The sequence below is a fragment of the Pleomorphomonas oryzae DSM 16300 genome (assembly GCF_000422965.1).
Taxonomy (GTDB): Bacteria; Pseudomonadota; Alphaproteobacteria; order Rhizobiales; family Pleomorphomonadaceae; genus Pleomorphomonas; species Pleomorphomonas oryzae.
In genome coordinates, this window is sequence record NZ_AUHB01000006.1 from 113,033 (window position 1) to 133,935 (window position 20,903).

The 20,903-nt window shown below is 59.6% G+C and carries 20 protein-coding genes; 5 read left to right on the top strand and 15 right to left on the bottom strand.

From position 1 onward, the window contains the following. Position 1: 1 nt before the first annotated feature. The 7 genes from flgE to G522_RS0111730 form a co-directional block, all read right to left on the bottom strand. Positions 2-1,255: a flagellar hook protein FlgE gene (flgE, locus tag G522_RS0111695; protein WP_026791208.1), complete on the bottom strand. Its 1,254-nt coding sequence runs from the start codon at positions 1,253-1,255 to the stop codon at positions 2-4. 11 nt (positions 1,256-1,266) lie between these two features. Beyond that, positions 1,267-1,554, bottom strand: a complete 288-nt coding sequence (locus tag G522_RS29550) for a flagellar hook capping FlgD N-terminal domain-containing protein (protein ID WP_084633139.1) — start codon at positions 1,552-1,554, stop codon at positions 1,267-1,269. A 327-nt stretch (positions 1,555-1,881) separates the two neighbouring features. Then, on the bottom strand, positions 1,882-2,127 hold the full coding sequence (locus tag G522_RS0111710) for a hypothetical protein (RefSeq protein WP_026791209.1): 246 nt from the start codon (positions 2,125-2,127) through the stop codon (positions 1,882-1,884). A 271-nt stretch (positions 2,128-2,398) separates the two neighbouring features. Next, a complete protein-coding gene (locus G522_RS28980; protein WP_051228560.1) occupies positions 2,399-2,995 on the bottom strand; it encodes a flagellar export chaperone FliS in 597 nt (198 codons plus the stop codon). A 21-nt stretch (positions 2,996-3,016) separates the two neighbouring features. Beyond that, entirely contained in the window at positions 3,017-4,729 is a 1,713-nt protein-coding gene (gene fliD / locus G522_RS0111720; protein ID WP_026791210.1) for a flagellar filament capping protein FliD, read from the bottom strand. Between the two features lie 67 nt (positions 4,730-4,796). Further along, positions 4,797-5,621 (bottom strand): flagellin, encoded by an 825-nt coding sequence (locus G522_RS0111725; RefSeq protein ID WP_026791211.1) that lies wholly within the window; start codon positions 5,619-5,621, stop codon positions 4,797-4,799. Positions 5,622-5,767: 146 nt separating this feature from the next. After that, entirely contained in the window at positions 5,768-6,349 is a 582-nt protein-coding gene (locus G522_RS0111730; RefSeq protein ID WP_026791212.1) for a sigma-70 family RNA polymerase sigma factor, read from the bottom strand. 1,156 nt (positions 6,350-7,505) lie between these two features. Between G522_RS0111730 and G522_RS0111735 the strand changes: the two genes are divergently transcribed. The 3 genes from G522_RS0111735 to G522_RS0111745 all read left to right on the top strand — a co-directional run bounded on the left by G522_RS0111735 (position 7,506) and on the right by G522_RS0111745 (position 11,557). Next, positions 7,506-9,506, top strand: coding sequence for a hypothetical protein (locus G522_RS0111735; RefSeq protein ID WP_169453516.1), 2,001 nt, complete (start codon positions 7,506-7,508; stop codon positions 9,504-9,506). A 228-nt stretch (positions 9,507-9,734) separates the two neighbouring features. Beyond that, the gene (locus G522_RS0111740) at positions 9,735-10,628 is read left to right on the top strand and encodes a hypothetical protein (RefSeq protein WP_210162919.1); all 894 of its coding nucleotides are present in this window, start codon (positions 9,735-9,737) and stop codon (positions 10,626-10,628) included. Between the two features lie 44 nt (positions 10,629-10,672). After that, complete coding sequence (locus tag G522_RS0111745) at positions 10,673-11,557, top strand: class I SAM-dependent methyltransferase (RefSeq protein WP_245586645.1); 885 nt, start codon at positions 10,673-10,675, stop codon at positions 11,555-11,557. 13 nt (positions 11,558-11,570) lie between these two features. On the opposite strand, the gene G522_RS0111750 is transcribed toward G522_RS0111745, so the two are convergent. Further along, positions 11,571-12,005, bottom strand: a complete 435-nt coding sequence (locus tag G522_RS0111750; RefSeq protein ID WP_036839020.1) for an NUDIX hydrolase — start codon at positions 12,003-12,005, stop codon at positions 11,571-11,573. Between the two features lie 225 nt (positions 12,006-12,230). Here G522_RS0111750 and G522_RS0111755 point away from each other — a divergent pair, with 225 nt between their 5' ends. Then, positions 12,231-12,782 carry an isochorismatase family protein gene (locus G522_RS0111755; protein ID WP_026791217.1) on the top strand — a complete coding sequence of 184 codons (552 nt, stop codon included), beginning with the start codon at positions 12,231-12,233 and terminating at the stop codon, positions 12,780-12,782. 2 nt (positions 12,783-12,784) lie between these two features. On the opposite strand, the gene G522_RS0111760 is transcribed toward G522_RS0111755, so the two are convergent. From G522_RS0111760 to G522_RS0111790, 7 genes are all read right to left on the bottom strand, one after another. Continuing rightward, the gene (locus tag G522_RS0111760; protein WP_026791218.1) at positions 12,785-13,936 is read right to left on the bottom strand and encodes a M20 aminoacylase family protein; all 1,152 of its coding nucleotides are present in this window, start codon (positions 13,934-13,936) and stop codon (positions 12,785-12,787) included. Positions 13,937-13,939: 3 nt separating this feature from the next. Further along, positions 13,940-14,653, bottom strand: coding sequence for an ABC transporter permease (locus G522_RS0111765; RefSeq protein WP_026791219.1), 714 nt, complete (start codon positions 14,651-14,653; stop codon positions 13,940-13,942). Then, the gene (locus tag G522_RS0111770) at positions 14,653-15,366 is read right to left on the bottom strand and encodes an ABC transporter permease (protein ID WP_026791220.1); all 714 of its coding nucleotides are present in this window, start codon (positions 15,364-15,366) and stop codon (positions 14,653-14,655) included. Before G522_RS0111770 ends, G522_RS0111765 begins: the two co-directional genes overlap by 1 nt. A 67-nt stretch (positions 15,367-15,433) precedes the next feature. Continuing rightward, positions 15,434-16,231: a transporter substrate-binding domain-containing protein gene (locus G522_RS0111775; RefSeq protein ID WP_026791221.1), complete on the bottom strand. Its 798-nt coding sequence runs from the start codon at positions 16,229-16,231 to the stop codon at positions 15,434-15,436. Positions 16,232-16,328: 97 nt separating this feature from the next. Further along, on the bottom strand, positions 16,329-17,123 hold the full coding sequence (locus G522_RS0111780) for a dimethylarginine dimethylaminohydrolase family protein (protein ID WP_026791222.1): 795 nt from the start codon (positions 17,121-17,123) through the stop codon (positions 16,329-16,331). Between the two features lie 156 nt (positions 17,124-17,279). Continuing rightward, complete coding sequence (locus tag G522_RS0111785; protein WP_026791223.1) at positions 17,280-18,059, bottom strand: ABC transporter substrate-binding protein; 780 nt, start codon at positions 18,057-18,059, stop codon at positions 17,280-17,282. Positions 18,060-18,181: 122 nt separating this feature from the next. Further along, entirely contained in the window at positions 18,182-19,390 is a 1,209-nt protein-coding gene (locus tag G522_RS0111790; protein WP_026791224.1) for an ROK family transcriptional regulator, read from the bottom strand. 219 nt (positions 19,391-19,609) lie between these two features. On the opposite strand from G522_RS0111790, the gene G522_RS0111795 reads away from it, so the two are divergent. Beyond that, the gene (locus G522_RS0111795) at positions 19,610-20,848 is read left to right on the top strand and encodes an extracellular solute-binding protein (protein ID WP_026791225.1); all 1,239 of its coding nucleotides are present in this window, start codon (positions 19,610-19,612) and stop codon (positions 20,846-20,848) included. The last annotated feature ends 55 nt before the right edge of the window (positions 20,849-20,903 follow it).

Genomic DNA, 20,903 nt, shown 5'->3' on the forward strand with positions numbered 1-20,903 from the left:
TTCAGCGCACCGCTTGCAGAAGAGTCTCGAACATAGCTTTGGCCGTAGAGATGACCTGCGAGGCCGACGAATACGCCTGCTGAGCGGCAATCATGCTCGAGAATTCGGTGTTGGTATCGGTCGTCGACTCCTCGAGTTCGGAAGACTTGATCGAACCGACACCGTCGGAATCGGCAAAGTGATAGGTGGCGCCGGATGACGTGCTGGAGGTCGAATACACCGAGTTGCCCTTTTCGGTCAGACCGTTGGCATTAGAGAAAGTAGCGAGAGGTATTTTGTAGATGGCGATCGACTTGTCGTTACTATAGTCACCGTAGACCGTACCATCTTCGTCAATTGTAATGCCCGTGAGCGTTCCGTAGGCACAGCCATTACCATCGCTTGAGATGTCGACCGCAGTAGAGTTGGTACCACTCGCAGTCGTACCCTGTCTCAAACCGTCGGAACTCCCAGCCGTGCCAAGATTGAGGGTGGCCGTTATATCGTCGGCACCATCGGTAAGACCTGAAATCTTGAGCGTGGTCGTCGTCGGGGATTGCAGCGTACCATCCGAGTTGAATGTGATGGTCTCGGAGCCGGTTATCGTCCCGGTAACAGCTGTTCCGCTGCTGTTCTCCAGATTGCTAAACGACATCGTCCATGTATTGGCCGGTGTAGTGCTTTTGGCCCATGTCACATCAACCGTATAGGCAGTCCCAAGACTGTCATAGAGCGAGATCTGGCTCGTATAATTGGTTGTCGCATCGGCAGGCAGAATGCCCTTGAGATCCACGCTTGAGGTCGCGACGGCATAGCCGGTCAGTTTATCGGTATCGACCGGCTCCAGATTGCTGTCGGTGGTACCCCCGACGACGTTACCGTCGGAGTCGGTGGGCCAGCCCAGCAAAGAATAACCGTCATTGGTAAGGTAGCCTGTATCGTCGTCTACAGTAAATTGGCCGTTTCTGGTATAATCTATTTCAGTACCATCGCCGCTTGTCACGGCAAAAAAGCCATCTCCGTCGATAGCAATGTTTGTGCTGACCGAGGATGAAACGAGTGTTCCCCTATCGAGAATGTTCTGCGACTTGGTCGCCTTCACACCACCGCTAGAGCTGGTCGTCGAACTGGATGTGAGCAACGAAGCAAAGCTTGTCGTGCTCGCCTTATAGCCAGTGGTCGAGACATTGGCGAGGTTATTGGAGATGATCGATAATGCCGACGACTGGGCCTGCATGGCCGACACGGCAGAATTCATCGCACCCGTCAGAGACATGGCAGCACCCTTCAGGCAGACGTGGTGGACAGGGAGGAGGTGATCGTGTCGACCGACTCCTGAAGCGACAGCAGCGTCGAGTTCATGTCGCTAAGCTGCGAGTAGCTCGCGTAGGACATCATCTGGTTCATGAAATCGGTGGTATCGGTCGGGTCGAGCGGGTTCTGGTTCTGGATTTCCTCGACAAGCAGTTGGAGAAACTGCGACGTATCAATTGTCGATGAAGAAGAAGAGGAAGAAGACGATGTACTTGTCGTCGCAGTACTTGACGAAGACGACACGGAAGTCGTTGTGGTCATGATAAACCTCACGCGCCCCCAGCCCTTGTCTCCAAGAGCTGGACTGAATGAACTTTGACTGCCGTCTTTTTGGCTTCGATATTGAAACGGGCGGGCGAGGGAAATCAGGCGCAAAAACTTAACAAAAACGTCGGATTCTATTTGTTAACGCCTGTTAATATTTGGAAATACAATAAGATCCGCGCCCGAAATGGAGATAGTCATCGCAGCGAAGGAGCTGGGAGAGTGCCGCCTATCCGACGCTTTCCTCTTCCTGGCGACCATCAACGACAAAAGCCGCCGAAACGGCAGCTTTTGCATTTTGCGAGAGCAGGGAGCAAAAATGGTTTATGAAGAGGAGGCGCTATCGTCGTCCGGAGTGAGCGCAAGGATGCGCGCAGCCAAATCGCGAGGAGCGCGGATCGGGCGAGCCGAGGCAAATGCAGCCCTGAGAGTCACCGCGTTACCAAGAATACGTCGAGCCGGTTCCGAGACCGCGAGCAACAGCTCCGCTTCGACACGAAGCGCTTCCGGCCAACGCGTCAAGTCCTCGCCTTGGCGATCGACGAGATCCTGAAACTGCGCTTCGTCCATTCTGGGCAATCCGCTCTACCGACTATGTATCTTAAGGTATCCCCCGACACGCAAATACAAGCAACAGATAAAAAAGCTAACATTATGGCATGTAGGGTTGAACTCGATAGAACGCCCCGAAGGCGGGAAGCCTTCGGGGCGGGATAGCAGGACAGAAAGGAGAGGCGATTTAGAGCAGTTCCAGCAAAAGTGGGAACCGGTTTTGCGTCCGGAACTGCGCCTTAACAAGGAGATAGAGCTTTTGGGTGAACCTGAGTTCACCGGAAAAGCTCTAGCCGACTGTTGGCTGTTGATGCACCAAACGCCGGACTTTGCGGACAGGTGGCGTAGCCCGGGCCCGCCCGGATGCGGTGGTTACCGACTGCTCGGACATAAGGCCCAGAAACATGCTGCTATCAAAGCCAACGGCGGACGACGTTACGAGGGGGGCCGGGGGCTGCGCGTCGACGACAGGCGCGGCCTGGGTGTCTTTCGAGGAGTCCTGGTAAACGTCCATTCCGGCGATTTTTGCCCAGGCGTTACGGAGGCCAATCAGGCTATCGTAGAGCTTGCGATACCGCCTCACCACGTCCGGCTTGCCGAAGCTCAGGTGAAGCGAAATGGTGTAGCTCCTATAAACTCGGTGCAGTTGCTCGGCCACTGCCCCACCCTTGTCGTAATCAAGCGCCTGATCGAGCCCGCGCAAAATGGTGGCTGCTCGCATCACCTTCGTGAAGCATTCTTCCACCTGTTTTTGTTCGCGAGCCCTGATCGCCTGAAGGATAGCCAGCAATATGGCGTCATAGAGCTTCACAACGGCCACGGTCGGGTGCACGGACGCGGCGGCCTGACGATAGGCGGCAGCCGCGTGGCCCATGGGGGAGTTCATAGGCGGGTCCCTCCTCTACTTTTAGGAACTGCTGCTGTTCTGGGAATCGAGCAAAGCCGTTAGATAATCGAGCGTCGACTGAGCCGAGCTGATCTTAGCCTGAATATTGGCATAGCGTGTCTTTAGGTTCTGCTTGTAAGTGTCTGCTCGATCCGTGATCGTATCGATCTGATCCTGGTAGTCATCGTCCTTGTCTTGAAGGCTCGTAACCACCGTCGTGATCGAACCGTCACTTTCGTCGATGGCCGCCTCAGTAATGTTATACAGCTGCTCAGCCATACCAGACGCTTGCGTAACGGTGATCGACTGGCTAGTAGTGCCGTTGTAGACGAAGGTATAGCCTTCGTAGGCAGTTCCCTCGACACCCTTGAGGCCGTGGCCGGTACTCGTGACCGTAAACAGCCCACTTTGGCCATTGACGGTGGCCCCGGTAAGGTTGCCACTATCATCCACGGTGATGTCCAGCGTGAAAGTCGACGGTGCATTCGTACCACGATAGAGGATACCGAGCTCACTCGAAGAGCTTTCGTAAGTATATGAGAATAACTTCTGGATGGTACTGGGATCGCTGTTCAGGACATCGTTCAGCGTATCTTCGTCCAATACCAGCTCGTTATTTTCATCGAGGCTGAGCCCAATCGTCGACATGGACACATCGTCGAGAGAGAAAGTCAGTGCTGAAGCAACCTGCTGATTGATGCTCCGAATGGTGCTATCGCCGAACAAAATCGAGTCGCTGGAAGCGCCACCGCTCGACGAGGTTTCTTGCTGGGATAAAGCCCATTCTCGATAGGCATTATAAGCGTCAACAAAGTCACTTACTGCGCTTTTGATGTCGGAAAGATTCTGATCTACCTCGACGGTAACGGACTCCCCATCGCCAGTCGTCCCGGTAAGGTAGAAAGTCAAACCGTCGATTACGTCGTCTATTTCGTTAGATGAGCGAGTAACGCTAACACCATCAACGGTAAATTTCGCTTTCTGGGAAGCTTGCAACTCATCGGCAAAGGCGCCGTTATCGTTGATAATGCCCATACTCTTGAGAATGCCGTCGGTATCGCTCACCGAGATGGTCTGGCCGGTATCCACAGTCGTCAGAATAAGCTCGTATGACGAATCCGACACTTTCAGCACGGTCGCCTTGACGCCGCTGGTGGAGCTCTGGTCATTGATGGAGCTCGCAATATCCGACAATGACATGTCCGATGTCACATCGATTGAAACGCTGCTCCCCCCCTCGGTTCCAATTGTAAAGCTTCCCGATAACGACAGTTCCGACGATGAAGAATCGTAAGTGCTGCTCGCCACCTTTTGCTCTGCGGCAAGCTGACTAATCGTGACGGTATGGGTACCAGTATCGGTACCGGACGCGGCCGAAACGGTAAGAACCTCGCTCGCAGTAACTCCGCCCGACCCGGTCAAATAAGCTTTGCGTTCATCAAAAACATCAACGTCGCTCGAGGAGGAATCGGTACCCGATCTGAGCTTATTCGACGCGGTCTGCAAGGTTGTGAGCAAATCCGATGCATCGTTGTAGGCAGAGATTTTGGACTCGTTGGTAGAGATCTTGGTCTCGTAGCTATCCGCGGTTTTGAGCTTGGCCTGGTAGAGCTCTTCGATAAGCCCGTCCCAATCAATGTTTGTGACGTCGGACGATGCATAGTCCGACGCAGAGGTGGAACTCGACGTCGTCGAGGAGCTGCTGGTTGAGGACGTACTTGAAGTGGTTGTCATATCCCTACCCTCAACTCTGCCGGCGGAGGCACGCCGGCGGGGCTCTCCCCGCCGGCGCCGTTCGGAATTACTGCATCAACTTCAGGAGGTTCTGCGTCAGACTATTTGCCGACGATGCCGCCGCCACGGCGGCCTGCACCATCACCTGAGACGAGGCGAGCTTCGCCTCTTCAGATGCGACGTCGACATCGGAGATGGACGACTTGGCGGATTCAAGGTTTTCAACCTGCGTGGAGATCGAGTCCGAGCTGAACTGGAACTGGCTTTCCTGGGCGCCAATGCTGGCACGCGCATTGGAAACCTTGTCGATCGCGGTATCGAGTTTCGTCAGCGCGGTGTTGGCGTCGGTTTGGCTCGTGACGTCGAGGCTGCCGACGCCAAGGGTCGTTGAATCGAGGGCAGACAGCGTAATCTTGATGGTGTCGGAGCTCGACGAACCGACCATCACGCTGACGCCGCCCGAGAACATGTTGTTGCTGGTCAAGAGGCTCTGCGAGTTGAAGCGAGTGCCGGAAGCGATCGTATCGATCTGGCTGGTCAGAGCCTGGAATTCCTCATCGATATAGCTGCGTTCGGTATCGGTCACAGTACCGGAGGCCGACTCGGTGGCCAGCACCTTCATGCGCTGGAGGATGTCGGAAATATTGGATGCACCACCGTCGGCCGTCTGTAGCACGGCAATGGCGTTCGTGGAGTTGGTGGACGCCTGGTTGAGCGTAGCCACGTCCGACGACAGGCGGGTCGAGATGGCAAGGCCGGCGGCGTCGTCCGACGCCTGGCTGATGCGGGAGCCCGATGCCAGCTTGGAAAGCGACGAGGACTGCGAGTCAGCATTCTTGTTGAGGTAGCGGACAGCGGAGTTGGCGGCGGTGTTGGTTGCGATGACGGGCATTCTGGAACACTCCCAATCGATGAACAACGTCACCCGTCTACCGGGAAGACGTCAGCTCGAGGCGTCATCGCCCCTCGCTTCACCCCTTCAACGGATGAGCAACAGCCAACCGGGCGAATTTCGTTCGCCGCACCACGTTTTTTTGGTTAATCCTGGGTAAACGACTGACGGATATCGTCTTCTGCCTGCGCCAAATGCCGGCGCAAATGCTGCCGCCCGCGCTTGAGCAGCGACTCCACGGCCATTACCGTGGTCTCCATGACTTCGGCAATTTCGGCGTTCGACATGGCTTCGTGGTAGCTGAGGATCACCGCGATCCGCTGCTGGTCGGGCAGCTTGGCCATCGCTGCTTCCAGCAGGCTATTCATCGAGGCACGGTGCATCTGCGTCGGAGCGTCTTCACGACCATCCGCCACCTCAGGCGCCACATCGAGATCATCCATGATCGGTTTGCGACGAAGATCGATGCAGCGATTGGTGATGACACGATAAAGCCAGGTCGAGAACTTTGCCCGCCCGATCTCCATACGCTTGCGATGGGTCCAGAGCTTCAGGAAGCTGTCCTGAACGACATCGTCGGCATCGTCAGCGTTCTTCAAAATACGAAGCGCCAAGGCAAAGCCCCTGTCGGCATGCCGTTCGACGAGCCGAGCGAAGGCCTCCCGATCATCGTTGGCAATCCGCTCGAGAAGCTTGTCGTCCTCGTCTCTCGCATGCCCGATCGCCACACCCCCGTCCGCAGACGAAACGAGGGAGGCAGATGCATCGACACGGAACGAGCTCGCAGCAGCAACCATCATCACACACCTCAATGCGTCGTCGTCAACCGACCAGAACGCCCCTTACGACACTGAAACGAAGCAACTCGACAAACCAGGCGCAGAAAATCGACCGCCAATAAGAATAATATAAGTATAGGCAAATAATTCCTGGGACAGGTGGAAAGTTTTACCTGTCGGCAAAATCTGCCTAACGTGTATTGCCCACCCCAGCCAAGCCAATACCCCGGAATTCCGCCCTTTTTCCATAATTTCAGCCCCACAACGGTCCCTGGGCAAAATTGATCCCAGTGTTCACGGTCTAGGAGCTGCAAATGGCATGCTATTTTTCTGTTTTCACAGCAGAAACAAAACCGTAGATGGCAGTTGCAAATCGCCGAAACAGGCGGAAAAAAATGCCGTCGGCCGTTACGAAAAAAGTGCCGGTTTCCCTGGGCGCGCCCTTCTCAGCATCGCCCGGCGATACGCACGTCGACGGCGAAATGTATCCGGCAGAAACATACAGGGGAGGATTACTGGAGCCGGCCTCTGACAACGCCAGGAATTCTCGGCCAACACATCAAAGCCGCGCCTGAATGCAGCGCCTCGGCCGTTTTACTTTTGAGACTGGCAGGGAGCCGACATGTTCATCGAAACCGACCGAATGGCCCATGTGACGGCCGATCACACACCGCTCGAAATTGTCAGCTTCGACGTATTCGATACCATGCTGCTACGCCGATGCACGACACCTTCAGGGGCATTCGAGATGGCGTGCCGGTTTGCCGGCTGTGACGCAAACCGGCCCGGCTTGGTCGAAAGCTTCACGCAGCATCGCAGCCTTGCCGAAGCCAAGGCGAGAAAGGCTGCTCTCTTGGCCACGGGTAGCGGCGAAGTGACCATTGAAGATATCTACGCTCGCTTTCCTCGCTACCTGTTCGGACTAGACCGGCTTTCACCGGAGGATTTGGCGGAAGCTGAATTCCAAGCCGAGCTCGCCCTCTGTGTCGCCAACCCCGACATTCTCCCCTTTTATCGCTCGGCGCGGGGAGCCGGACTGCATGTCGGCTTCATATCGGACACTTACTGGAATGGTGAACGACTGGCTCGGTTGCTGACGGCGGCAGTGTCGGACCTCGCCTGGGACTTTCTATACGCCTCCTGCGACCACGGCTCTTCCAAAAGCGAAAGCCTGTTCCGCAAAGTGCTCGCGCGCGAGAATCCGCGCGGCCGGCGCATGCTTCATGTCGGAGACAATCCCGGTGCCGACATCGAGGCCCCCACGCGACTTGGGATCGAAACTCATCATTGCCGTCAGGCATCCACCTATTTTGCCGGCCTGTTGCAGCGAGAAGGATCGATCTTCCCCCTTATTTCCCCCGCCGTCGCCTATGGTCAGCGGCTCGATGATGGGCTCAGATCCCTGCGCCGCTGCGTCGCCAACCGCCTGCCGGCGGAAGCTGATGCCTTTGCGCTGGGGGCCACCGTCATAGGGCCAATGATGGCTGCCTTCGATCGCTTCGTTTCCGAGGAGGTTGCCAAGCTGTCCAATGATGGCCGGCAGGTGGCAGTTGCCTTTCTCGCCCGCGATGGCTTTTTATCTCATCGCATCTGGATGGCCCACGACCATCAGCCCGTAGGCTATACCGAAATCAACAGACGCGCCGCCGCGTTGGCCGCCGCGGACGCCCCAGCAGGCTTCACGTCGCTTTTCGCCGGTATTCAACAGATCGACCACGCGGCAACGATCGAGATCTTGGGTACCGACAGTCCGGGTCTTCGCGCGTTCTTTGCCCGTCAACCGGGCGGTTTCACCGATGGCGAAGCGCTTTGCCTGAAGCTACCGACGTTGCTCGGCAAGGAGGCGGTCGGAAAGCTGGCGCGTTCAATGCGAGCCGGCCTTCTCGAGCACATGCGGCTGACCATTCCCGGCTTCGAGACTGCAACCGACCTGGTACTGGTCGATCTGGGTTATCGCGGTTCCGTGCAGAAGGGATTGCGGCAGGCCATGAAGGCGGCGGGGCTTCAGACACGGCTGCACGGACTTTATCTCCTGACCAAGGATGACAGCCTCGAAGCCGACGATGGTGACACAGCCCGCGGGTTTATCGACGATCTCACCGTATCGCCACAGACCAAGCTGGCCATGCTCACCAACATCGCCGTGCTCGAACAGCTCTGCTCGGCCCCAGTCGGCAGCGTACGCAGCTATCGAAACGGCGAACCAGTTCGTGAGCCGGACGTCCGGAACGCCGAGCAGCTCGAACTCAGCCGACAAGTGCAAGCCGGCGCCATCCACTTCGCCGAGCAGCTTGATGCTTTTACCGCGGGAGGTCTCTATCCCTTCGCCAACAGGGAAACGAGGGCAGCATGGGCCGCCACCCTTCTGGTCCGCCTGTTACTGATGCCGACCGACGACGAGCTATTGCTGCTGGGCAGCGCCCGTCATGACATCAACCTCGGCACCAAGGCCACGGTGCCCCTCGCAGACCAGACCAAGGCGACCGACTGGATGACCGCATGGACTTTTTCGGAAGCCGTCAGCATGCCGGCGCCGCCCATGTGGCCGGCCGGCAGCTTCAGCGCGGTCTCTCCCATTGACGGATTTTCCTACATCCTGAGCGGATGCGGACTGTTGCCCCGCGAAATCCACGATGACATCCCCTGCGGTCAGATTGACGTGACGCTGGTGGACAAAACCGTCGCAAGACTCGCCAAGATCAGGTGCCGGAGGACGGGCAACAACGATCTACGCCTTCATATTCCGCTATCTCGCCAGCAGGGCATTGAGGCGGTGGCCATTCCTCTGGGACAGATCGCTTCGCGCGGGTTATTGCGTGGGATCACGCTCCAGCAGCACGACAAACTCCTGCATCACCATAACGCGGCGGAGGTCGAGCGTGTTGCCGCGGAGCGTCTGCACGCCGTCGGCATCAGGTTTGAGGACGACCTGTTCGTCGCAGAACCCGATGGCAAGCTCATCATCATGCCGCCGCCGCTCGATGCGGCATACGCAATCATTTCCGTACTGATCACCCCCCTTGCCGTCGGGCGGCCAATGTCGCTCGCCGAAGACAACCCCGATCATGCACCCGTCGCGCTGCCATCACTCGGCACTCGCAGATAAAGGGATCCTTCTGTGCCCAAGTCGAAGCTCATCCTGACGGGCGACATCTTCAGGCCATTCCCCGTCAACAACCGATGGGAAAGTGCGACCTGGAAGAATGTCCGTTGGCTCAATGGAATTGTAGGGACTGCAGCAAGCCTGGGAGGGTGGGAAGTCTCAACGGTCTCCTGGGACCCGGCCTTGACGCGAGATCATCAGGACGTTGACGTCAGAGCCATTTATGACGCGATGAAACTCCCCTTGACCATCGAGGGATGGTGTCGGCTGATCAGCCAGCCGGCTCTGCCGGCGACGATCGAAAGCTACCTGTTGTCGCTGCTGAATGCCGATCTGGTGGTTGGCTATGAGATGCCCGAGCATCTGCTCCGGTTGCTTGCCGAGGCTGGCATTCCTGTCATCGATGTGGTTCTCCATCCCTTGCGGTTCATGGAGGACATTCTGTTCGCGCTTCGAACGAACCGACCAGAGATCCACGCCCGCCTGTTGCGCCACGAGATCCCGAGAGGTGAGATGGTGCAACAGGCCGGCTTCATCAAAGCCAAGGCCGCCTGGATGAGGCCGCCTCTTTCCCTGTCGCCGGGCACATCGTTGGTGCTTGGGCAGGTCGACACTGACAGGGCCGCCGTCGATACGGCCACCGGCACGCTGAGAAGCCTTGCCGATCATGCCGAGCTGCTTCTTGACCTCATCGTCCGGTCCTCAAGCACGCTGTTCCGCCCCCATCCCTATCAACTCTCCCACTCCAAATCGCTGTCCTTCATCAAGCAGCTGCAGTCGGTCCGCTTGACGGACGCCAACTATTATCTGCTTCTCGCCCAAAACGAGTTGGAGACGGTTTGCGCCCTCAATTCCAGTGGGCTTGTGGAGGCCGAGCTGTTTGGCAAGGAAGCCATCTGGCTCGCCCCGCCGTGCTATCGCTTCGGTACCGATAGTCCCGATGGGAACGAATATGGCGGTGCCGTGCCGCAGGATGGAGCGTGGTGCAGCCCGGCATTCTGGGAGGCTATCCGCCTCGATGCCGAACTATCCGCAGACTGCCGGATTCCCCTTGTTCCCAACCGATTGCGGCGGTCGCTGAATGCCGACTGGGGCTTTTCTGCAATTGATAAGGTCGTGGCATGAGAAACTGGCAGCCTGTTCTCGACTGTTTGGAAAGAAGTGATTTCGTGGCGGCCATCGAGCTGCTCGACGCAGGTCTTTCCGAACAGCCGCTCAACGTCGACGGTCGGCTTCTGCGGGCTATCGCTTACGCGTCGTCGGGATCGCCGAAACGCGCCGTACATGACCTATGGAAAGCGCTGGCCATCAATCCGGCCTCGCCGGGAACGCGTCTGGCGCTTGCCGACATGTTCGTGAGCGGACAGCAACCGCCGCCTGTCATCAGGAACTTCAGCCTGGCAAGCGGCGAGCGGCAAACAGCCTCGGATGTCGCCAAAATCAGAGAGGATCACCGCAGCCGATATGAATTTGCAGCTCGGTGGATCAGCAGCAATATCGCCGCCGCCTGCAACTCCACGGGCATCGATCTGTTTTGCGGAAACGGCTACGGCTCGCGCATGCTCTCGGAAATTGCCGGGTGCCGAATGGTTGGCATCGATGGTTCAGACGAGGCCGTGGCCTTGGCAGAACAAGCCTTCGCCGGGGCGCGTACGGTCTTCCGGCAAGCCTACTTTCCTTTCGATATCGCTCCAGGCAGCGTGGACTTCGCCGTCTGCTTTGAGTCCATTGAGCATGTCGAGGACTACGAGCGTTTCATCCGGACGATCGACCAAGCGACAAACGGCCCCTTGATTGTTTCCTTCCCGCTGGAGGACACACTGAACTTCAGCGCGAACGCCGATCTTTTCCGGTATCACGTCCGGCATTTTACACTTGGTCAGATTGAAGACCTGCTCAGACCGCTGAACCGCCGCATCGTCTCAACGAGAGGTCAGATCGTCTACCGCTTGAAAAATCGCCGCATAGACGGACTTCTTCCGGAATCGGCGATGGAGCTGACCGCCCTGCGCGAAGACAGTCAATTCGTCGTGGTCGTGGCTGAAAAGGGCTAGCGGCGTCGGTTCGTTATGCTGGGATCCGAAACGACTGCAGGATGGAAGCAAGTCCCGGTTCGTCCACCACCACGGCGGCGTCTTTGCAGCTCATCCATTGCCGCTGCCGTTGGGTTCGTTCCGGCCAATCGGAGAGATTTTCCTTGACCTCAAGGCTGTAGACATCGACGTCGACCAGCGTGAAACAATCTTCAAGGCGCTTCCAATAGCGATAGCGACCGATCGGAGTCTTTGACGGCGTGCCGAGCACGCCCGCCTCTTCCATCGCCTCGATGGCGGCAGCCTTGCGGTCGCTCTTGCCCTTCATGCGCCATCCCTTGGGGATCAGTGGCCGATGGGTCTCGCGCGAGGAAACGAGCAGCACCGACACCTCGCCGTTCGCGCTCCGCCGAAACGGCAGCGCGGCGACCTGATGCTGGACCTTCCCGTTTGCAGTAGCTTTACCCATAATGATCCGATGGCGAATGCTCGAGATGCGACTCAGTGCAGCATAACTAGAATATTCGCGAAAAGTTTCTAGTCCGTAGAGAAACGATAGCAGCCCCGGCGCCCGGTCTACGCTTTTCGTCTTAAGCCAGCATCATCTTCCGCTGGAAACGCCGTCATCGACACGCCGTAATTGCTGATACACTACGTTTTTCGTCCTCAATCGATTACGAAGGGATTTCCAACCATGCCATTTACGACAATAGACGACCGCACCGCCCTCATTGTCATTGATCTTCAGAAAGGCATTGCCGCCTTGCCACCACAGGAAGTGGCGCGACCGGCAATAGCCAATGCCGTCAAACTCATCGAGAGCTTCCGGGCCAATAGGCGGCCGGTCGTGCTGGTCAATGTGCTTGGTGGCGCACCGGGCCGTACCGATAAGAAGCCAGCTGGCGGTGAACGTCCGGCCGACTGGGCCGAGCTGCTTCCCGAGCTTGGTCACGCGCCCGATGATGTCCGTATCAGCAAGAAAACCTGGGGCGCCTTTACCGGCACCGATCTCGACAAGCGCCTGCACGATCTTGGTGTCACCGGAGTGGTTGTCTGCGGCATTTCCACCAGCCGAGGCGTTGAATCGACAGCCCGTTTCGCCCACGAGCTCGGCTACAATGTCGCCCTACCCGTCGACGCCATGGCCGATTCCAACCTGGAGGCGCATCGGCGCAGCATCGAGCTAATCTTTCCGTGGATCGCCGAGACCGGCACCACCGACGAGCTGATCGCCCTCCTCAAGTAAGGTCAGGCAAAAAAACGCTTCGCCAGCGCGTGGAAGAAGATGGGACCACGTTCGAGGAGCGCATCGTTGAAGTCGTAGCGGCTGCTATGCAGCCCCGCACTGTCCCCGTTACCGAGGAAGAGATAGGCCCCTTTCACCTTTTCCAGCATGAAGGCGAAATCCTCACTGCCCATCATCGGCCGGTCGAGCGGCTCGAAGGCGTCTTCGCCGAAGGCGTCACGCACCGCCGCCGCCGCCAGATCCACCGAGGCCGCATCGTTCATGGTAACCGGATAGCCGACTTGCCAGTCGATGCGCGCTTCGGCGCCGAAGCTTGTCGCTTGCGCCTGGGCGATCTCTTCGAACCGTCGGCACAATCGGGTGCGAACAGCCGGATCGGTGGCGCGCAGACTGACCTCCAGCACCGCCTCGTCGGGAATGACGTTGCAGGCCGAACCAGCATGGAAGGCGCCGATGGTGATCACGCCGGCTTCCTGCGGCGGCACGTTGCGCGACACGGCCGTCTGCAAGGCCATGACGACGCTCGATGCCGCCACCACCGGATCGACCGTATCCTCAGGCCGGGCGCCATGGCCGCCCGCACCGCGCACCGTCAGCGTCGCTGCGTCGATGGCCGCCATCATCGCTCCGGGCTTGGCCGAAAAACGACCAGAGGTCAGGCCCGGATAGTTGTGCAGCGCAAAAACGGCATCGCAAGGAAAGCGTTCGAACAGCCCCTCCTCGATCATCCGGGCGGCACCGCCGGCAGTCTCCTCGGCTGGCTGAAAGATGAAATGCACCTTGCCGCGAAAGTCATCGTCCTGGAGGAGACGAAAGGCGGCACCGATCAGCATGGTCGTGTGGCCGTCATGGCCGCAGGCGTGCATCATGCCCGGCGTGCGACTGGCGTAAACCGCACCGGTCTCCTCGGTGACCGGCAAGCCGTCCATGTCCGCCCGAAGGCCGAGGGCTCTTCCGTCACCGCCCCGGTCGAGCGTCGCCACAAGGCCGGTGGCAGCGATGTCGCGCGTCACCTCAAGGCCCCAGCCGGACAACAGATCGGCAACGAAGGCCGACGTCTGCCGCTCCTCATAGCCGGTCTCCGGCATCTGATGCAGACGACGACGAATGGCGACCAGCTCCGGCAGGAAGGACCGAAAGGCGATCTCACTCATGATCTATCCCTGCTGCGGCCGCGCCGGCTGGCGATAGAGCGTCAGGCGACGCTCGACCTCGGTCATGACGCGCGTCAGCACCACGACCACGGCAAAATAGAGAAGACCGGCAGCGATCAGCGGCTCGAAGATCAACAGCGACTGGCGCTGCAGCATGCGCGCTGTGCCCATCATTTCCATGATGGTGATCATGGAAGCCAGCGAAGTCGACTTCAGGAGAATGATGACGTCGGAGGTCAGCACCGGCAGGCAGAGCCTCAGTGCCTGCGGCAGCGTGATGCGCCTCAGAATGGTGAAAGGCCGCATGCCCACTGCCATTGCCGCCTCGGTCTGGCCCTTGGGCACCGCAAGGATGGCACCACGGATCACCTCGGCATTGTAGGCGGCTTGATTGAGCGACAGCGCGAAGACGGCATACCAGAGACCGTCTCGCAGATAAGGCCACAGGAAGGAATGGCGGATGAACGTGCCGGGCAGGACTTGCCCGAGCCCGTAATAGATCAGGTAGAGCTGAACCAGGAGCGGCGTGCCGCGGAAGGCGAAGGTGAAGGCCTTGGCCGGCCAAGCCGAGATCCGCGTGCCGTAGACCATGGCGACGGCCGTGGCCGTACCCATCAACAGGCCGAAGACAACACCCGTCACCGTCAGGAACAGGGTCAGCGGCATGGCCGCCACAAGCGACGGCAGGAAAGTTAAGACGTGAGTGAGCGCTTCCATCAGCGGAAGCCCCGCGAGAAGCGCCGTTCGATGCGGGAGATCGCCCAGACGGACACCGCCGTGATCATCAGAAACAGAACGGCAGTGAGGCCATAGAAGAAAATATATTGCCGCGTGCCGGCCGCCGCCCGGTAACCGACGTAGAGCAGATCGTTGAACGCACCGAGCACCGAGATGATGGCGCTCTCCTTGGTCATTTCCAGCCAGAGGTTGCCCATGCCGGGAATGGCATGACGGATCATCTGCGGCGCGACGATGCGGGCGAGAATGAGCCATCGATGCATGCCGAGCGCCAATCCCGCCTCGATCTGGCCAAGCGGCACGGCAAGATAGGCCGCGCGCAGAACCTCGGCCAAGAAGGCGCCGGAAACAAAGGCAAGAGCCACCACGGCCGCCCAGAACGGACTGACCTGGAAGTTATCGCCGGCAAGGCCAAGGCCCTTGACCAGCCGCTCGATGCCCGAGGCGATGGAGAAATAGAGCAGCAGGATAACGAGAAGCTCGGGCAGCGCCCGCACCACCGTGGTGTAGACGCCGGCAATGAACCGAACGGCGCGCCAGGACGATTGCTTGCCGGCGGCACAGATCGCGCCGAAGACCAGAGCGATCAGATAGGCCGACACCGACACCTTGAGTGTGGTGACGATGCCCCAGAAGAGGTCGTCGCTCCAGCCCGTATCGCCCCAAGCGAGCAATGAGAGAGTGCCATCCATCGCGCTATCCGAAAAAGCAAACCGCCGCCGGCTCCATCGGGGATCGGCGGCGGTTGGAAGTCACGGCTTACTTGCCGTCGATCCAATGGGCGATGCTCTTGTCGAGTGTGCCATCGGCCTTGATCGAGGCGAGCGCATCGTCGACCTTCTTCAGGGTCGCTGCATCGCCTTTCTTGACCACATAGCCAACGCCCTCGCCCAGCGCTTTGTTGGTGGGCGCAGCGGCCTTGATGTCGAAGTCTGCACCCTGCGGGGTCGCGAGGAAGGTGTGGAGATAGAGATCCGGCGACAGCACGAAGTCGATACGGCCGGCAGCGAGGTCCGCCATCGAGTTGTCCGCGGTGTCGTAAGCCTTCACCTCGACGTTCGGATAGTACTTGGTCATGTACTGGTGCTGGACGGTCGACGCCTGCACGCCAACAACCTTGCCATCAAAGGCTTTGGGGTCGAGGATCTTGGCGCCGTCGGGTGCGTCGACCGTTCCGATCGTCACCTGCTCCGACTTCGGACCGACCAGCGACGTTCCCTCGGTATAGTAGGAGGCGCTGAAGTCCACCGTCTGACGACGCTCGTCGGTGATCGAGAAGGCGCCGACCGCCACGTCGAGCTTGTTTTCCTTCAGTGCCGGCAGCAAGCCGTCGAAGGCCATGGCCGAGATCTCGCACTTCACCTTCATGCGCTCGCAGAGCGCATGGGTGATGTCGGCCTCGATACCTTCCCACTGGCCGGCGGCATTGACCTGGCCGTAGGGCAGATAGGGCTCCGGCGTCATGCCGATCCGGATCACATCTTCCGCCAGTGCCGGCAAGGCAACCGACGAGGCGATGGCAACCGCCAACGCCGCTTTCACAACGATATTCGACATTTGGGACGTTCCCCTTTTCCTTGACATCAAGTGCTGGAGCATCGGACCGAAAAGTGGAACCCCGGTTTTCGGAGAACCCGATGCACAAACAAAGAACTCAGCCGCGACGCCAGCGCAGCGACATGCAGGAGAGGCCTGCGTCGATCTTGCCGATCTCCGTCGTCTTGAGCGGCACGACGGTGTAGCCATTGGTCCGCAGAAGCTCGGCCGTGCGCGGATAATCGGAACCGACGAAAACCACATCATTGACGCGCAGCGCGTTGGCGGCCGCCTCTTCGCCAGCCGGCACCAGCAGCGTCTTGAAGCCCTTGAACACGCCCGACCGCTCAAGACGCTCGGTGGTCAGCACGGTTTCCTCGTCAAGAAGCGAGCAGTCGGTCTTGAAGTGCAGGACATCTTTAGGCGTCTCGACGATCTCGCCCTTGCGGCCGAGTTTGGCGAGGCACTCGATCAGCGCTTCGGCACCCTCGCGGTTGGTGCGGGCGGACAGGCCAATCATCACGCTCTTTTGCGTCGTCAGCACGTCGCCGCCGTCAGCAAAGCCGCGCGGCAGGTCGAGCACGGTCTTGAACAGACGCTTCAGCACCGGCGCAATCTCGGCCGTCTCACCGGCGCGGGTCGCCGCACCCGGACGCAGCAGGATGGCGCCTTCCGGGAACACCAGCGCCGGGTCCTCGACGAAAATGGAATCGGGAAAAGCTTCGAGCGGCGGCAGCACCGTCACTTCTACCCCGGCTTGGCTTACCGCGTGGATATAGGCGGCATGCTCGGCGAGAACGCCCGCGTGGGTGGGATTGCCACGATCATCGGCGCGAAGACCGTTGACCACCGAGGACGACGGCGTGCGGACAATAAAGGAATCGAAGCGATAGACGGGAAGAGAGCTGGCCATTCGGACACCTTGATGGAAAGCGCTGTCATAGACGAACCGTCCGTCAAGGTGCAACAACCGGAAGGGGCATTGTCCTTCGTGAGAAGACGGATGCAGGCCGGAAAACACTTCCGGCCCGCCGGGATCGGTCGGCAAGGGCGGAGCCCCTGCCCTGGGTCACTTCAGCGAGTAGAGGTTGATCTTGAAGTACTTGTCGTTGATCGTCTTGTAGGTTCCATCGGCCACCACCTCGTCGATCGCCTTGTTGATGGCTTCCTTGAGCGCACCGTCCTCCTTGCGGACGGCGATGCCGACGCCCTCGCCCACGAAGGCGGGATCGGTAATCGGCTCACCGGCCAGCTTGCAGCAGGCACCAGCTTCTTTCCCCACCCAGTCGAACATCGGCAGGAAGTCACCAACCTGCAGATCGAGGCGGCCGGCAGCGAGGTCGAGGTTGGCCTCGTCCTGCGTCGGGTAGGTCTTCAGCGTGGCGCTGGGGTAGGTCTTCTCGATGTACTCGGCCTGCGTCGTGCCGGCCTGCGCGCCGATGATCTTGCCGGAAAGCGCCGCATCGGAGAACTCGGTGAGGCCGCTGTCTTTCGGCACCACGTGGGTCATCGCCGCCTTGTAGTAGGGCTTGGTGAAGTCGACGACCTTCTTGCGCTCCTCGGTGATGAACATCGAAGCGATGATCATGTCGTATTTCTTGGCGAGCAGCGCCGGGATGATGCCGTCCCAATCCTGGGCCACCACCTCGCACTTTGCCTTCATCTTGGCGCAGAGGGCCAAGCCGATCTCGACATCGAAGCCTTTGATGGAACCGTCGGTATCCACATAGTTGAAGGGCGGATAGGCGCCCTCAGTGCCGATCTTCAACGTCTCCTCGGCGTGAAGGGTGACGATCGAAGCAGCAAAGAACGCAGCGGCGGCGAAGCCGCGGATAATGCGGTTGGTCATGGTGCTTGTTCCCCTGGAAGCGCGATAGGCTGTTTTTTATTTGCCCGTGACGTTGAAAGATTAACGGCAAACAGCAGGAGATGACAATTCTCTGTCAGGAAATTTGTTGGATTGGCGCCCCATCATTCTCCCTGGCGCTTCAGGATCGCCGAAAAGCTCGGGTCGAAAGCGCGACGGATGGGATCGGCAGCAGCGCCGATCGCCACCGCCCAGGGGTCGGTCATGCCAAGCCGGAGGCGGGGAATGGTGCGGCTGGCCGTCGGAGACAGCGAAGGGCGTAGCGGCTCGATAGCCGCGATCAGCCTGGGCATCAGCGAGCCCGGTACGCCGCTCGACAAGATCACCGTCTGCGGGTCGAACAGCGTCTCCGCAGTGTGAACCGCGAGCCTCAGGTCATGAGCCGCACGCGCGATCCATTCGCCGACGCGCCGATCACCACCCAGAACGAGCGCGTCGAGCTTGTCGAATTGTCCTGGGTCGGCCGGGTCGATACCGAGCACACCATAGAGCGAGGCGATGGACGCGCGGTGTTCCAGCGGGGTCAGCCTGTCAGGCCCGCCGAACAGGACCATGCCGATTTCGCCGGCGTTCCCATGGGCGCCGCTGTAGAGCTCGCCTCCCAGAATAAGCCCGGCGCCAATGCCGTAACCGATATAGATGCAGACGGCGTGATCGAGGCCGTGGGCGGCCCCCAACATGCGCTCGGCGGTGGCACAGGCGGCAGCATCGTTCTGCAGGCTGACGGCAAGGCCGGTGCCGGCGGCGAGCCGATCCAGCAGTGGAAAACTTTGCCAAGCCTGCATCAGCCACAGACTGTCATCGGCGATCTCGACTCCGAAGGGGCCGGGCATGGCGACACCGATGCCGGCAATGCGTGCCTCGGCATCCGGACGTCCGGCCGCGAATTCCGTCCTCACGCCGGCGAGAAGATCGAGCACGACCTCGGCGCCTTCCTCAGGCGACCGCGGCGGCACCTTGGCGGTGGCACGCGCCAGGATGTTGCCGACGAGATCGACGACGATGACGCGGCTGACGTGACGGTCGATTTGCAGACCGATGGAATAGGCGCCCTCCGCCACGAGCCGATAGGGCGTGGATGGCTGCCCCCTGCCCTTGCGGACCAGTTCCTCGGAGGCGACGAGGCCCTCGTTCTCCAGCGTTTCGACGAGGTTGGAAACGGCCTGCTTGGTGAGGCCGGTGGCGCGGGCGAGATCGGCGCGCGACAACGCCCCGTTTACCCGGAGCGCGTCGATGATAACGCGCCGGTTGTGGGCACCGGTGCCCTCCTGATTGGCGCCACTCTTGGCGCGGATCGACCGCTGTTCGTTCATGCCCAAATCCATCTTGACAGCAGTTGATATTTCGCCCACGAATAAGTCAAGCGATTTGACTTAATAAGGAACCACAGAGTTCCGGGGAACGCTAGTCCGCCCCAAAGGTGTGACGACGCTCCATCCAGCGGCCCTTCTCGGGCCATCAAATGACCGATCGTGGCGGTAGATTGCCGCCGCGATCCCTTCCGCGTAGTCACCGACCAAAGGGAGCCCACAATGAACAGGTTTTTCGGCAGGACACTTCTCTCAGCGACGCTGCTGACGGCACCGCTTTCCGTTCCGGCTTTCGCCGAAACGCAGATCAACGCGCTGTTCATGGCCCAGGCCGCCTATAGCGAGGCCGATGTTCGCGCCATGACCGAGGCCTTCACCAAGGCCAATCCCGACATCAAGGTCAATCTCGAATTCGTTCCCTACGAAGGCCTGCACGACAAGACCGTGCTCGCCCAGGGCGCCGGCAATGCCTATGACGTCGTGCTGTTCGACGTGATCTGGCCGGCCGAATTCGCGGCCAACAATGTGCTGGTCGACGTCTCCTCGAAAATCACCGACGAGATGAAGAAGGGCGTGCTGCCCGGTGCCTGGACGACCGTCAAATACAACGATAAGTTCTACGGCATGCCGTGGATCCTCGACACCAAGTATCTCTATTATAACAAGGAAATCCTCTCCAAGGCCGGCATTGCCAACCCTCCCAAGACGTGGGACGAACTGGCCGCCGATGCCAAGATCATCAAGGATAAGGGTATCCTCGCCACACCGATCGCCTGGAGCTGGGCACAGGCGGAAGCCGCCATCTGCGACTACACCACGCTGGTGAGCGCCTTCGGCGGCGACTTCCTGAAGGACGGCAAGCCGGCCTTCCAACAGGGCGGCGGTCTCGATGCGCTGAAGTACATGGTCAACACCTATAAGTCCGGCGTCACCAACCCGAACTCCAAGGAATTCCTGGAAGAGGACGTCCGCAAGGTGTTCGAGAACGGCGATGCCGCCTTCGCCCTCAACTGGACCTACATGTACAACATGGCCAACGACCCGAAGGACTCCAAGGTCGCGGGCAAGGTCGGGGTCGTACCGGCGCCGGGTGTTGCCGGCAAGAGCGAGGCCTCGGCGGTCAACGGTTCGATGGGTCTGGGCGTCACCACGGCCAGCAAGCATCAGGACGAGGCGTGGAAGTACATCGTGTACATGACCTCGCAGCAGACTCAGAACGCCTATGCCAAGCTGAGCCTGCCGATCTGGGCGTCGTCCTATGCGGATCCGGCCGTCACCAAGGGCCAGGAAGAGCTGATTGCCGCCGCCAAGGTCGGTCTTGCCGCCATGTATCCGCGGCCGACCACGCCGAAGTATCAGGAGATCTCGGTTGCCTTGCAGCAGGCGATCCAGGAAGCCCTGCTTGGTCAGTCGAGCCCCGAAGACGCGCTGAAGACCGCCGCCGACAACAGCGGCCTCTGAGCATCTGATCATACCGGGCGCCCCTGGCGCCCGGTTCCCCGATTGTGATTTTTCG